The organism is Mediterraneibacter massiliensis, from assembly GCF_001487105.1.
Lineage (GTDB): Bacteria > Bacillota > Clostridia > Lachnospirales > Lachnospiraceae > Mediterraneibacter > Mediterraneibacter massiliensis.
Map to the genome: position 1 here is coordinate 21,981 of NZ_LN913000.1, position 12,630 is coordinate 34,610.

The following is a 12,630-nucleotide window of genomic DNA, read 5'->3' on the forward strand; positions in this document are numbered from 1 at the left end:
AGATGATTATGGGAACTGAAAAGACAACAAACAGAAAAACGCCGTCATGGCAGTACTCGATCATAGCATTTACAGTGATCGTACTTTTTATAGCATTGGGTTTTGCTATTTTTAAAATTGATTTTGCGATTTTATTGTTTATATCATGGCTGCTTGCAGGCCTTTTTGCAATGCCTTTGGGATTTAAATTCCGGGAAATAGAAGATTTTGCCTATGAGTCTGCCAAGAAATGTATTCCTTCTTCAGCTATCATTCTGGCGGTAGGAATTATGATCGCGGCATTTATGGCAGCAGGAACGATTCCTTCTATCTTAGTTGGAGGTATGGAGATTATTACACCAAAATTTTTCCTGCCTTTTACCTTTTTATTCTGCTGTGTGATTTCTGTCGCTACAGGTACTTCCTGGGGAACTGCGGGAACAGTCGGGGTGGCGATGATCGGTATCGGAACAGCCTTAGGGATCAATCCGGCTTTTACATCAGGAGCAATCATATCAGGCGCATATTTTGGAGATAAAATGTCTCCACTTTCTGACACAACTATTCTGGCATCTACATTGACAGAGACAGATATTTTCGTACATATTAAAGCAATGTTATGGACTACGATCCCGGGGGCTCTTCTTTGTGTGATCGTGTATGCGGTCATGGGGATCACAACAGCAGGAGACACATATGACAGAGCTGCGGCAGACGCATTCGTGGAAGCTTTACAGGGACTGTATCACATTAATTTCCTGCCGGTTATCCCATTGATTGTTGTTATTGTCATGATCTTGATGCGGAAATCTACGGTGGTTTCTTTGTTGGTCGGCTCTTTGATCGCGGCAGTGATCGCTGTTGCATATCAGGGTGTATCTATTACGGAGCTGGGAACTTTCCTGACCAGCGGTTTCGTAGCAAATACAGAGGATACAATGGTTACCTCTATCTTAAACCGTGGTGGTTTGACAAGTATGCTGAAACTTTTGTCTATCTTCATCAGTGCATTGGGGCTGGGCGGAATTTTGACAGGTACAGGTATTTTACAGCCAATCTTTGCTATGCTGGTAAGAAAGATCAAGACAGGAAAGGGAGTTCTTGTATCCGCTTATGTTACTACATGGCTTGGGATTACTTTAGTACCTACATATAATTTCCCATTTGTTATGGATGCGACATTATTTAATCCTTTATTAAAGCGCTATAATCTGAAATCGGAAAATCTCTCCAGAATTATGGAAGATGTCGGAACCCTGGGGGGAACATTGATGCCATGGAGCACAGGACCGGTATTTGTGGCTGGCGTCTTAGGAGTATCTGCCGCTTCTATGTGCAAATACAATTTCCTTGCGATGTTTGTACCGGTGATTTCATTGATTTATATTTTGACTGGATTTGGGCTCAAGAAGATCGATCCTTCCCGCGATTTTTCCGCAATTGAAGGGGAGGCAGAAGAATAAAAGATAAAGTACCGCAAAAGGAGCAGACATGAAGATTTTTATATACGCTATGCGTGAATTTGATGAACTGGATGTAGCAGAGAGAGTAAAGCAAGAATATGGAATAGACTTTGGATGGAGCGAAGAGTATCCTACGATGGAGAATGCAGATCTGGCACAAGGGTATGACGCTGTCAGCACGACGCCTTGCGAAATAGGAGCCGAACTGTTAGAAAAGTTTCATGACCTAGGTGTGAAGTACATTACCACACGTTCTATAGGATATGATCATATTGATCTGAAGAAGGCAAAAGAGTTGAACATGCGTGTCAGCAATACAAAATATGATCCGGACGGAGTGTCGAATTATACGGTCATGCTGATCTTGATGTGTCTGCGGAATATGCCGTATATTTTGAAATGTGCTGAGGTACAGGATTATACGCTCAGAAAAAAGATCGGTAAAGATTTGTCTTGCTGTACGGTGGGAGTGATCGGAACCGGACAGATCGGCGCGAATGTAATACGGAATCTTTCAGGATTTGGATGCAGGATCCTGGCATATGATCTATATGAAAAGGAAGGGCTGCCCTGCGAATATGTGACATTAGAGGAACTTTACAAGGAATCGGATGTGATCACGATACATACGCCGGCAACGCCGGAGAGCTATCATATGATCAATTCAGAGACGATATCCCGTATGAAGAAAGGCGTAGTGCTGATCAACTGCGCACGCGGAAGTATGATAGATACAGAAGCCCTGATCGCTGGCCTTGAGTCTGGGCAGATCGGCGGCGCGGCTCTGGATGTGCTGGAAAAGGAGGATGGTCTGTATTATTACAACCGGATGGGGGATGTGATCGAAAACAGGACGATGGCGATCCTCCGCTCTTTCCCGAATGTTATCCTTTCTCCGCATACGGCGTTTTATACAGAGAGGGATGTGGAGAATATGATGCGGTATAATTTTGACAGCCTGTATCGTTTTGAAAATGGACTGGACAATCCACTGGAAGTGAAGCTTACAGTCTAAAATATGCATATAAATAGAGAACCTCAAACCAGAATGAACTTTAAAAAGTGAAATGGTTTGAGGTTTTTTGGTAAATGCAAAGCTGTCAACTTGTGTGTCTTGTCACATGTAAAAACATGTGGTATAATGATGTGAATTTACTGGGAGGAAGAGTATAGTTATGTCAATAGTAGATGAAATACATCAATTAAAGAAAGAAAAGAAAGCCGTGATCTTGGCCCATTATTATGTGCCGGGTGAGGTACAGGAGATTGCTGATTATATAGGAGATTCTTTTTATTTAAGCAAGATAGCTGTATCCTTGCAGGCAGATACGATCGTATTTTGCGGAGTTTCCTTTATGGGAGAAAGCGCCAAAATCCTCAATCCGGAGAAAACAGTGCTGATGCCGGACAGACAAGCAGATTGCGCTATGGCACATATGGCAGTGAAAGAAACGATCCAGAAAGTAAGAGAAAAGTATGAGGATCTGGCAGTTGTCTGCTATATCAATTCTACTGCGGAGCTGAAACGATATTCGGATGTGTGCGTAACGTCGGCAAATGCAGTGAAGATCGTGAAAGCGCTTCCGAATAAGCATATTTTTTTCATACCGGACAGAAATCTGGCACATCATGTAGCTAAACAAGTACCGGAAAAGCATTTCATTTATAATGAAGGATATTGTCCGATTCATGATGAAGTACGGGAAAAAGAAGTACGGAAGTTAAAAGACCTTCATCCGCAGGCACAGATCCTGACACATCCGGAGTGTTCGGAGAAGATCTGCCGTATGTCAGACTACATAGGGAGTACTTCCGGGATCATTGCATATGCAGGAAGAAGTCCGCAGAAGGAATTTATCATCTGTACAGAAGAGGGCGTAAGGTACATGCTGGAAAAAGAAAATCCGGAAAAAATCTTTTACTTTACAGATACAGTTCCAATCTGTAAAGATATGAAGAGTATTACTTTGGAAAAGATCAAACATGTGCTTAAAACCGGTGAAAATGAAGTACAAATGACAAAAGCTGAGGCGGCAGTGTATGAAAAGCCATTGAAGCGTATGCTGGAATTGGCAAAATAGATATGGGGGATGGGCATATGAAAATACAGGCGGATGTGGTGATCGTAGGGACCGGAGTGGCCGGACTTTTCAGTGCGCTGAATCTGCCTTTGGACAAGCAGATCATCATGCTGACAAAAGCAGATGTACAAAGCAGTGATTCTTTCCTGGCACAAGGCGGGATCTGTGTACTGCGGGATGAGAACGACTACGCAGGGTACTTTGAAGATACGATGAAAGCCGGACACTATGAAAACAGAAAAGAATCGGTGGATATTATGATCCGAAGCTCCAGAGAGATCATAGAAGATCTGGTTGCCTGTGGAGTTGAATTTGAGAAAGAAAACGGTGAATATATATATACAAGGGAGGGGGCTCATTCCAGACCTCGTATACTTTTCCACGAGGATATTACCGGAAAAGAAATCACGAGCAAGCTGCTTAAGCAAGTGCAGGAGCGGGATAATATACAGATATTAGAGTATACGACAATGACAGATATTATCGAAGCAGAGGGAATATGCAGAGGAGTATATGCTGTCAATAAAGCGGCAGAAGAACTGGAATTACATGCAGAGCATACAATCCTGGCAAGCGGCGGTATTGGAGGATTATACGAACATTCAACGAATTTTCCTCATCTGACAGGAGATGCGCTCACTGTTGCGAAAAGGCATGGGATACGTCTGGAACATCTGGATTATGTACAGATCCATCCGACGACATTATATTCAAAGAAACCGGGAAGGCGTTTCTTGATCTCGGAGTCTGTCCGGGGAGAGGGCGCAGTGCTGTATAACAAGGCCAAAAAACGATTCGTAGATGAACTGCTTCCGAGAGATGTAGTAACAAAGGCTATCCGGGAACAAATGGAAAAGGATGGAACAGAGTATGTATGGCTTTCTATGGAAAAAATGGACAAAACAGAGATCTTGAAGCATTTTCCAAATATATATAAACATTGTTTGGAAGAAGGATATGACGTGACTAAGGAGTGTATTCCGGTCGTACCGGCGCAGCACTATTTTATGGGAGGTATCTGGGTGGACTCGTACAGCCGGACCTCCATGGAACGGTTATTCGCTGTAGGAGAGACAAGCTGCAACGGTGTGCATGGAGCCAACAGGCTGGCGAGCAATTCCTTATTGGAAAGTCTTGTTTTCGCAAAACGTGCCGCAAGGAAGATTACGGCGGCATATGGACAGAAAGAAAAGGAGAGAAAGTAAAAGATGAATCACATAACTATGACGCTCCAGGCGGAGCATTTGATCTTAGAGGCATTGAAAGAAGATATATCCAGTGAGGATGTGAGTACCAATGCGGTAATGAAAGAGGCAGTAAAAGGAGAAGTAGAATTGATCTGTAAGCAGGACGGTATTATAGCCGGGCTGGATGTATTCAAGAAGGTGTTTGAACTGCTGGATGCAGATACAAAAGTGGAGTTTTACTGCCAGGATGGAGATGAAGTGAAAAAAGGACAGCTAATGGGAAAAGTTATGGGAGATATCCGTGTGCTGTTATCTGGAGAGCGGGTGGCGCTGAATTACCTACAGCGGATGAGCGGGATCGCTACTTATACACATTCTGTGGCAGAATTGCTGAAAGGAAGCAAAACGAAGCTTTTAGATACGAGAAAGACAACGCCGAACATGCGGATTTTTGAGAAATATGCGGTGCGTGTAGGCGGCGGATATAATCATAGATATAACCTGTCAGACGGCGTTTTGCTTAAAGACAATCATATCGGAGCAGCAGGCAGCGTGACAAAAGCAGTAAAGATGGCAAAAGAGTATGCTCCATTTGTAAGAAAAATAGAAGTAGAAGTGGAAAATCTGGACATGGTGCGTGAAGCGGCGGAGGCAGGCGCGGATATTATCATGCTGGACAATATGACGACAGAGGATATGGCAGAAGCTATACAGATCATAGATGGAAGAGCACAGACAGAGTGTTCTGGAAATGTGACAAAAGACAATATCAGCCGGCTTACAAGTCTGGGAGTAGATTATATTTCCAGCGGGGCATTGACACATTCCGCGCCGATCTTGGATATTTCCTTGAAACATCTGCATGCGGTATAGAGTGACAAGAGAAGGAGAAGAAAAAGAGGATGACTGGGCAGGAAAGACGAAATGCAATCGTGAGACAGATCAAACAAAGCGATGTTCCTGTATCCGGAAAAAGGCTGGCAGCGGATTATCATGTGAGCCGCCAGGTCATTGTACAGGATATAGCCTTGATCCGGGCAGCGGGACATGACATTCTTTCTACGAACAGGGGATATATTTTACAGGAGCCGTACCATGTGAGCCGTGTCTTTAAAGTGAAGCATACAGATGAGCAGTTGGAAGAGGAACTGATCTCAATCGTAGATCTGGGGGGAAGTGTCAAAAATGTCATGGTAAATCACAGAGTGTACGGACATCTGGAGGCAGAACTAAATATTACATCCCGCAGAAAGGTCATGCGGTTTCTGGATGACATAAAGAGCGGCAAATCCAGTCCTTTGAAAAATATTACATCGAATTATCATTATCATACGGTAGAGGCGGACAGTGAAGAAACACTGGATATGATAGAAGAAATGCTGGCGCAGAAAGGTTATTTGATCGAACCGGTTGAGATGTAGGAAGAGGTATATGCAAAATCGGCTGATTGGGAAAAACTTTAAAATCAAAGATCGTTTATAGAAATAAGTGCAAGGAGGAATCTCTCTTTGCGCTTATTTTTGTGTGCGCCTTGCGGCGCACGTCGCTAATGGGTGAAAGTCCCTAATCCGCCCTAGTAGTGGGAAGGATACAGCCAAGACCAAGGGTGTCGTGGGTGACTGCGAATCTGAAGGAAGGTGGAGGCAAATCTCTGGTCTGACGAACAGAAATCACATGAGGCTATAGTTAAGGATAAGGTTGCACAACAAACTAAAGTCCAATAACTACTCGGAATTAACTATAGTATATGTGGCAGATATATGGAGAGAAAGTGACGTGTGGTACCAAGGGAGATCTTGTCAGCAAGTGGAAACAGAGTAAGAAACTTGTAGTAACAATGAATGGCGAGAAGTCAGCAGAAGCCATAGTAAACCGATGGTTGCAAACATCGGCGAAGGGCTGAACTTTAGGAGGCACAAGCAATGAATGTAACTGAAAGTAGATTTAAGAACAGACAACTTCATATAGAGGACTATCTGCAAATGGTATCTGCGGAACAGAGAGAGTATGCAGAAGTGTTCGACTACTCTAAGATTACTGAAAAGAGCGGTGTCATCACAGACTATTGGACGAACAATCTTTTGGAATTGATTTTGCGGAAAGATAATCTTAACAATGCCTATAAGCAAGTCAAAAGAAACAGAGGCAAAGGCGGAATCGATGGTATGCAGGTGGATGAACTTCTGCCCTTCCTTAGAGAAAACCAAGAAACCTTAATCCAAGAGATAAAGGGAGGGAAATATAAACCCAACCCAGTGCGAAGGGTAGAAATACCCAAAGAGACAAAAGGCGAGTACAGAAAGCTGGGAGTACCTACGGTTGTCGATAGAGTGATTCAACAGGCAATCGCTCAGGAACTGTCTCCAATCTTTGAGGAGCAGTTCTCAGAGAACAGTTTTGGTTTCAGACCGAAAAGAGGGGCACACGATGCCCTAAGACAATGCCAAAAGAATGTAAATGATGGCTACGTATATGTAGTGGATATGGACTTGGAAAAGTTCTTTGATACCGTATGCCAGAGTAAGCTAATCGAGGTGTTGTCACGAACCATCAAAGACGGCAGAGTGATTTCATTGATACACAAATACCTGAATGCGGGAGTGATAGCAAACGGGAAGTTTGAGCGTACAGAAGTAGGAATGCCACAAGGTGGACCATTGAGTCCGTTGCTCAGTAACATAATGCTAAACGAATTGGACAAGGAACTGGAACGCAGAGAGGACAGATTTGTCCGCTATGCAGATGACTGTATGATTTTCTGTAAGAGCAGGAAGAGTGCAGAAAGAACCCTGAAGAACATCATTCCGTTTATTGAAGGAAAGCTTTTCCTAAAGGTGAACCGGAAGAAAACAGAAGTGGCTCATATCAGCAAAGTTAAGTATCTCGGTTATACCTTTTATAGATACAAAGGCAAATGCAGATTCAGAGTACATCAAAAGTCAGTAGTCAAGATGAGAAATAAAATCAGAGAGCTTACTGATAGGAACAAAGGCATTAGCAATGCAGAACGGGAAAGGAAATACCAGGAGTATGTGCGAGGATGGGTAGAATACTTTAGACTTGCAGATATGAAAGGACTTCTCAAAATAACGGACGAATGGGCAAGGCGTAGAATCCGGGCGGTCTATTGGAAACAATGGAAGAAAATCAAAACAAAGTATCGAATGCTGAAAGCATTGGGAATGGAACATTGGAAAGCAAAGGAACTCGCTTGTAGCAGAAAAGGTTACTGGAGAATGGCGAAAGTCTTGAACCAAATCTTTTCAAAGAAAATAATAGCCAAGCTAGGATATACATCCATGCTTGACTATTATCTGGTAGTTTGTGAAAACTAAGGAACCGCCTAGTACTGAACGGTATGCTAGGTGGTGTGAGAGGTCGGCTAATCAATTAATGATTAGCCTCCTACTCGATAATATAGAAAGGTGTTTTGTCCTATTTACAAGATTTTTTGTTGAAGTGGCTTTACAGGTTGCGGGAAGCGGCGGATTGTTTTACAATGTATAATTGAAAAAGCGCTGAAAAGAGGTGCCGGATATGGATGAATTAAAGAAGATATTAGAAAAGGTTATGGATATAAATTTTGTACGTGCAGTGATAAGTAATCCGCGGACAAAAGGGGAAATACTAAAGATAAAGGTACGACCGATAGAAAAGAAAGATGGTCTGTATTTTCAGTTTGAGTCGTATACGAAGACGCAGGTGTTTCACGAAAATATACCTGCTGTAAAGGCGGCAGAGCGGATCCTTTCCTATATAAATGTATTTAGACAGATGCAGATGACGGCAGGCGGGAAGGAATATACTGTACTGGTGAGCAAAAAAGGGAAAATGACTGTGACAGAAAAAAGGAATAAAGACAATTTGCCAAAGGTAGATCTTTCCCATAACAGGAGCAAAAAATATATATTAGAAGAAGGTAAAGCAGTTCCTTTTCTGGTAGATCTGGGTGTCATGACTAAAGAAGGGAAGGTTGTACATGCAAAATTTGATAAATTTCGTCAGATCAACCGTTTCTTAGAATTTATAGAAGATATTCTTCCACAGCTGGATAAACATAAAGAACTGACAATCTTGGATTTCGGATGCGGCAAATCATACCTGACCTTTGCAATATACTATTATCTGCATGAATTAAAAGGTTATGATATAAAAATCATAGGACTGGATCTGAAACAGGAAGTGATCGAGCGCTGCGGCAGTCTGGCGGTAAAATACGGCTATAAAAAGTTGTCCTTTTTGATGGGGGATATCGCAGAATATGAAGGCGTGGACTGTGTCGATATGGTCGTGACGCTCCATGCATGTGATACGGCAACCGATCATGCTCTTGCGAAAGCAGTTGGATGGAATGCAAAGGTGATCCTCTCGGTTCCGTGCTGTCAGCACGAACTGAATAGGCAGATAGGTAATGCAGATCTCAGCCCAATCCTGGATTATGGACTTCTAAAAGAACGCGCGGCGGCGCTTGTGACAGATGGACTGAGGGCGAAATATCTAGAGAGAGAGGGGTACGATACACAGATCCTGGAATTTATCGATATGGAGCATACCCCTAAAAATATATTGATACGCGCAGTAAAGAAGCCTTCCGGCAGCAATTGCAAAAAGGCGGCAGAAGAAATCAGAAGATGTGAGGAACTGCTCTGTGTACATCCCGTTTTGGGTACACTTCTGGATGAGAAAAAGGAGAAATAAATGAGAAAAAAACTGATAAAAGCAGGAGTGCTGCTAGGTGTATTTCTGACGGCGCTTGTGGTCAGCAGTCTGATCATAAACAGAGGGACGGAAGATGCCACTGTAGATATGGGAGACCCTACTCTGCCGCGTGTGTATTTTTCTGTAGAAGGATATAAGATCAATACACTTTTCGGTTATGTGGAAGAGATGGATATTACCGCAATGCGTGATACGATCACTCCGTTGGATGCCAAAGATTCTCTAACACTGGGGATAGAGAAGGGAAAAGAGAAAATCACACAGGTCAAGTATGAAGTATACTCCTTGGATGGGGAAGAAGTATATAAGACTGGTAAGGTGGAGGACTTTTCGGCAGAGGAAATACAGATCTGCCTGGACAGCGCCCTGGGGGAAGATGTACAGGAAGCAGTGCTGCGCATGATTTTAGTGACAGAAGAAAGAGAGATTTATTATTATACAAGGATTGAAAGACCGGATGAACTCTCTGTAAAAGAATGTCTGCAGTTTGCGCAGGATTTTCATGATAAGACCTTTGATGAATCTAAAGCAGAAGCGTTGAGTGTTTATCTGGAACCCGATGAGACAAGTGATAATACGACTTATCAGACGGTAAATATTCATTCGGATATCCACCATATTTCCTGGGGGGAGCTGCAGCCTGAAATTACCGGAGAGGTAGAATGGAGCCTTAAGGAAAGCAACACAGTGTATACATCTGTTCTCGCCAAATATCAAGTGGCTTGCAAGGGGGAGAGCAGTGAAGTTGAGACGTATAATATCAAAGAGTTTTTCAGAGTGCGCTTAAGTGAAGGGGAAATGTATTTGTTGGACTATAATCGAAGCATGAACCAGGTATTTGACGGAACTGCGAAAGTGTTGGATCAAAATGGGATATTGCTTGGAATCACACCACAGGATATTGCCTATGAGACGAACAATGAGGATACGATGCTCGCTTTTGTCCAGGAACGCGATCTTTGGCTGTATAACAAAGAAGAAGATACATTTACCCAGATATTTAGTTTTGCCAATAAAGAGGGATATGACGTGCGCAGTAGGAATGACCAGCATGCAGTACGCGTTATCAGTATGGAAGAAGACGGGAGTATGGTGTTTGCCGTATACGGCTATATGAATCAAGGGGGACACGAAGGAGAAGTAGGTGTTGCTGTGTATGATTATGACAGCAAGAAAAATGCCGTGGAAGAAAAAGCGTTTATCCCAAGTACCAAATCATTTGCGGTTGCGGAAGATGAATTTGGGAAAATGGTATATTACAGTAATGAACAGGAAGTATTGTATGTATTGGCAGGAGGAACATTGTATCAGATCGATCTGGACAAAGACAAGAAGGCTGTGCTGGCAGAGGATCTGGAGGAAGGGCAGTATATAGTATCGGCAGACGGCCATTTGCTGGCGTATCAGACAAATGGCTCTTTGAACAGCGCTTTGGAGATCAAAGTATTGGATCTGTCAGTGGGAGATTCCTATACGATAGAAGCGAAAAAGGGAGAGGCTGTCCGCCCGTTAGGTTTTGTGGCAGAGGACTTTATCTATGGCAAGATTCATCCAGAGGATGCCGGGAAATCTGTGGCCGGCGACGAGATAGCGCCTATGTATGAGTTAGAAATCCGTGATACAGAAAATAGAGCAGTAAAAAACTATGCGTCTGAAGATACATTTATTTCGGATATTATCGTGGAAGACAATCTTGTGACGATCAACCGAGTAGTAAAAAGCGGAGAGGTCTATCACGCGTCAAGTCCGGATTATATCACTAATAATGAAGAAAGAAACGACAGTGGGGTTGTTCTGGAAACAGTTGCGACAGACTTAAAAGAGACACAGATGCGCTTTACTTTTGAAAAAGAACTGAAAAGCCAGTCGCCGAAGATCCTTCGGGCAAATCAGGTGTTAAAAGAACGCCCGATCACAGTCAGCTTAAGTGATAAGAGCAGGCAAAAGAAATATTATGTATACGGAGTGGGGGAACTGGCAGCAGTATATGATAAAGCAGGATATGCGATACAGAAGGCAGAGCAAGTCTCCGGTGTGGTGATTTCTTCGGATCAGTCCTATGTGTGGGAAAAAGGAAACAGAGATTTAGTCTATTATACAGATGCGGGTACATTTAAGAAAGAAGAAGGTGAAAGTTCCCTGGAGGCGTGTGAAAGATATATGGAACAGTATGCGCCGGAAGCTGAGAAAATGGACTTAACCGGCTGTACATTAAACCAGGTGCTGTATGTGATCAATAAAGGCTGTCCGGTGATCGCGCTGACAGATTCCAGTCATGCGATCCTTTTGACCGGTTATTCTACAACAGATGTGACGTATGTAGACCCAAATACAGGAGAAGAGAACACCGTGAGTGTCAATGACATGGAGGCTATGATCAGCGGCAGCGGCAATACATTTATCGGCTATGTAAAATAAAAACTATACACAGATAAGACTTTTGTACAGTCCCTCTGCCAATTGTCAAAGGCAGAGGGACTGCTGTATTATAATAGGATTAATCTAAAAATGTTACACTGTCATCTTCGCCGATACCAAGTTTTAGATATGTAAGAGTATCTCCTTCATATAAGCTGTAGATACCGAGGAAATCTGTCTTTGGTGTAAGATCGTTTTTACTGTATGTTGTACCATTCAAGACAATAGCAGGTCCATCTGTCAGCACGCCCATGGCTGCTTGTGTTTCTACTGTCACTCCATCGCAGGCTGTAAACAATTTGATGAGGTTATCCTCCAGTGTGGTATCCTTTGCGGCATCTGGATCGACTGCCTCGCAGGAAACAATAGAACCGTCACCAAAAGAACAACCGTCATCCAAACTGATCATGGCATGATAGTCTCCTACAATCGTAAGACCACTGTTAAAGGTACAGCTCCCAAAAAAGATATCGCTGCGCATATCCTGAGCTCCATCTCGTGTGCTGTCTGGATCTACGGTGACGGTGACCATTTTGTCAAAAGTCATATCATAGACTTCGATCGGTTCGCCGGCTTTGAGTTGATAATTATATTGTATCTTGGTCTGCTCTTTCGTGTGGCCAGTGCCGGGCGTTTCAGTTTGCGCCGGTTTGTTTGCGTTTGTACAGGCACTGAGTGTCAGCAGCATGCATCCGGCAAGACAAAAGGCAAAATATTTGTGTTTTCTCATGTGGTAACCTCCCTCATATAGCAGCTTTGACTGCGTTTTTTTCACCATACCAT

10 protein-coding genes are annotated in these 12,630 nt (G+C 43.1%); 9 read left to right on the plus strand and 1 reads right to left on the minus strand.

Features of this window, described 5'->3' with window-relative positions; all coding sequences use genetic code 11:
• Positions 1 to 8: 8 nt before the first annotated feature.
• From BN3282_RS00975 to BN3282_RS01015, 9 genes are all read left to right on the plus strand, one after another.
• Positions 9 to 1,442: a Na+/H+ antiporter NhaC family protein gene (locus BN3282_RS00975; RefSeq protein WP_059066288.1), complete on the plus strand. Its 1,434-nt coding sequence runs from the start codon at positions 9 to 11 to the stop codon at positions 1,440 to 1,442.
• Between the two features lie 28 nt (positions 1,443 to 1,470).
• Positions 1,471 to 2,457, plus strand: a complete 987-nt coding sequence (locus BN3282_RS00980) for a D-isomer specific 2-hydroxyacid dehydrogenase family protein (RefSeq protein WP_059066289.1) — start codon at positions 1,471 to 1,473, stop codon at positions 2,455 to 2,457.
• Between the two features lie 160 nt (positions 2,458 to 2,617).
• Positions 2,618 to 3,523: a quinolinate synthase NadA gene (gene nadA / locus BN3282_RS00985; RefSeq protein WP_059066290.1), complete on the plus strand. Its 906-nt coding sequence runs from the start codon at positions 2,618 to 2,620 to the stop codon at positions 3,521 to 3,523.
• Between the two features lie 17 nt (positions 3,524 to 3,540).
• The gene (locus BN3282_RS00990) at positions 3,541 to 4,728 is read left to right on the plus strand and encodes an L-aspartate oxidase (RefSeq protein ID WP_059066291.1); all 1,188 of its coding nucleotides are present in this window, start codon (positions 3,541 to 3,543) and stop codon (positions 4,726 to 4,728) included.
• Positions 4,729 to 4,731: 3 nt separating this feature from the next.
• Complete coding sequence (gene nadC, locus BN3282_RS00995) at positions 4,732 to 5,583, plus strand: carboxylating nicotinate-nucleotide diphosphorylase (RefSeq protein ID WP_059066292.1); 852 nt, start codon at positions 4,732 to 4,734, stop codon at positions 5,581 to 5,583.
• 29 nt (positions 5,584 to 5,612) lie between these two features.
• Positions 5,613 to 6,131 carry a transcription repressor NadR gene (locus BN3282_RS01000; RefSeq protein WP_059066293.1) on the plus strand — a complete coding sequence of 173 codons (519 nt, stop codon included), beginning with the start codon at positions 5,613 to 5,615 and terminating at the stop codon, positions 6,129 to 6,131.
• 501 nt (positions 6,132 to 6,632) lie between these two features.
• Positions 6,633 to 8,045: a group II intron reverse transcriptase/maturase gene (gene ltrA, locus BN3282_RS01005; RefSeq protein WP_059066294.1), complete on the plus strand. Its 1,413-nt coding sequence runs from the start codon at positions 6,633 to 6,635 to the stop codon at positions 8,043 to 8,045.
• A gap of 202 nt (positions 8,046 to 8,247) precedes the next feature.
• On the plus strand, positions 8,248 to 9,408 hold the full coding sequence (locus tag BN3282_RS01010; RefSeq protein ID WP_059066295.1) for a class I SAM-dependent methyltransferase: 1,161 nt from the start codon (positions 8,248 to 8,250) through the stop codon (positions 9,406 to 9,408).
• A complete protein-coding gene (locus BN3282_RS01015) occupies positions 9,409 to 11,847 on the plus strand; it encodes a C39 family peptidase (RefSeq protein ID WP_059066296.1) in 2,439 nt (812 codons plus the stop codon).
• A gap of 79 nt (positions 11,848 to 11,926) precedes the next feature.
• Here the strand turns inward: BN3282_RS01015 and BN3282_RS01020 are convergent, their stop codons facing one another.
• Positions 11,927 to 12,577 (minus strand): hypothetical protein, encoded by a 651-nt coding sequence (locus tag BN3282_RS01020; protein ID WP_059066297.1) that lies wholly within the window; start codon positions 12,575 to 12,577, stop codon positions 11,927 to 11,929.
• Positions 12,578 to 12,630: the final 53 nt, after the last annotated feature.

Bases quoted from the DNA above. Each gene is read 5' to 3' on its own strand.
- BN3282_RS00975 (WP_059066288.1), top strand. From the start codon at position 9: ATGGGAACTGAAAAGACAACAAACAGAAAAACGCCGTCATGGCAGTAC.
- BN3282_RS00980 (WP_059066289.1), top strand. From the start codon at position 1,471: ATGAAGATTTTTATATACGCTATGCGTGAATTTGATGAACTGGATGTA.
- nadA (WP_059066290.1), top strand. From the start codon at position 2,618: ATGTCAATAGTAGATGAAATACATCAATTAAAGAAAGAAAAGAAAGCC.
- BN3282_RS00990 (WP_059066291.1), top strand. From the start codon at position 3,541: ATGAAAATACAGGCGGATGTGGTGATCGTAGGGACCGGAGTGGCCGGA.
- nadC (WP_059066292.1), top strand. From the start codon at position 4,732: ATGAATCACATAACTATGACGCTCCAGGCGGAGCATTTGATCTTAGAG.
- BN3282_RS01000 (WP_059066293.1), top strand. From the start codon at position 5,613: ATGACTGGGCAGGAAAGACGAAATGCAATCGTGAGACAGATCAAACAA.
- ltrA (WP_059066294.1), top strand. From the start codon at position 6,633: ATGAATGTAACTGAAAGTAGATTTAAGAACAGACAACTTCATATAGAG.
- BN3282_RS01010 (WP_059066295.1), top strand. From the start codon at position 8,248: ATGGATGAATTAAAGAAGATATTAGAAAAGGTTATGGATATAAATTTT.
- BN3282_RS01015 (WP_059066296.1), top strand. From the start codon at position 9,409: ATGAGAAAAAAACTGATAAAAGCAGGAGTGCTGCTAGGTGTATTTCTG.
- BN3282_RS01020 (WP_059066297.1), bottom strand. From the start codon at position 12,577: ATGAGAAAACACAAATATTTTGCCTTTTGTCTTGCCGGATGCATGCTG.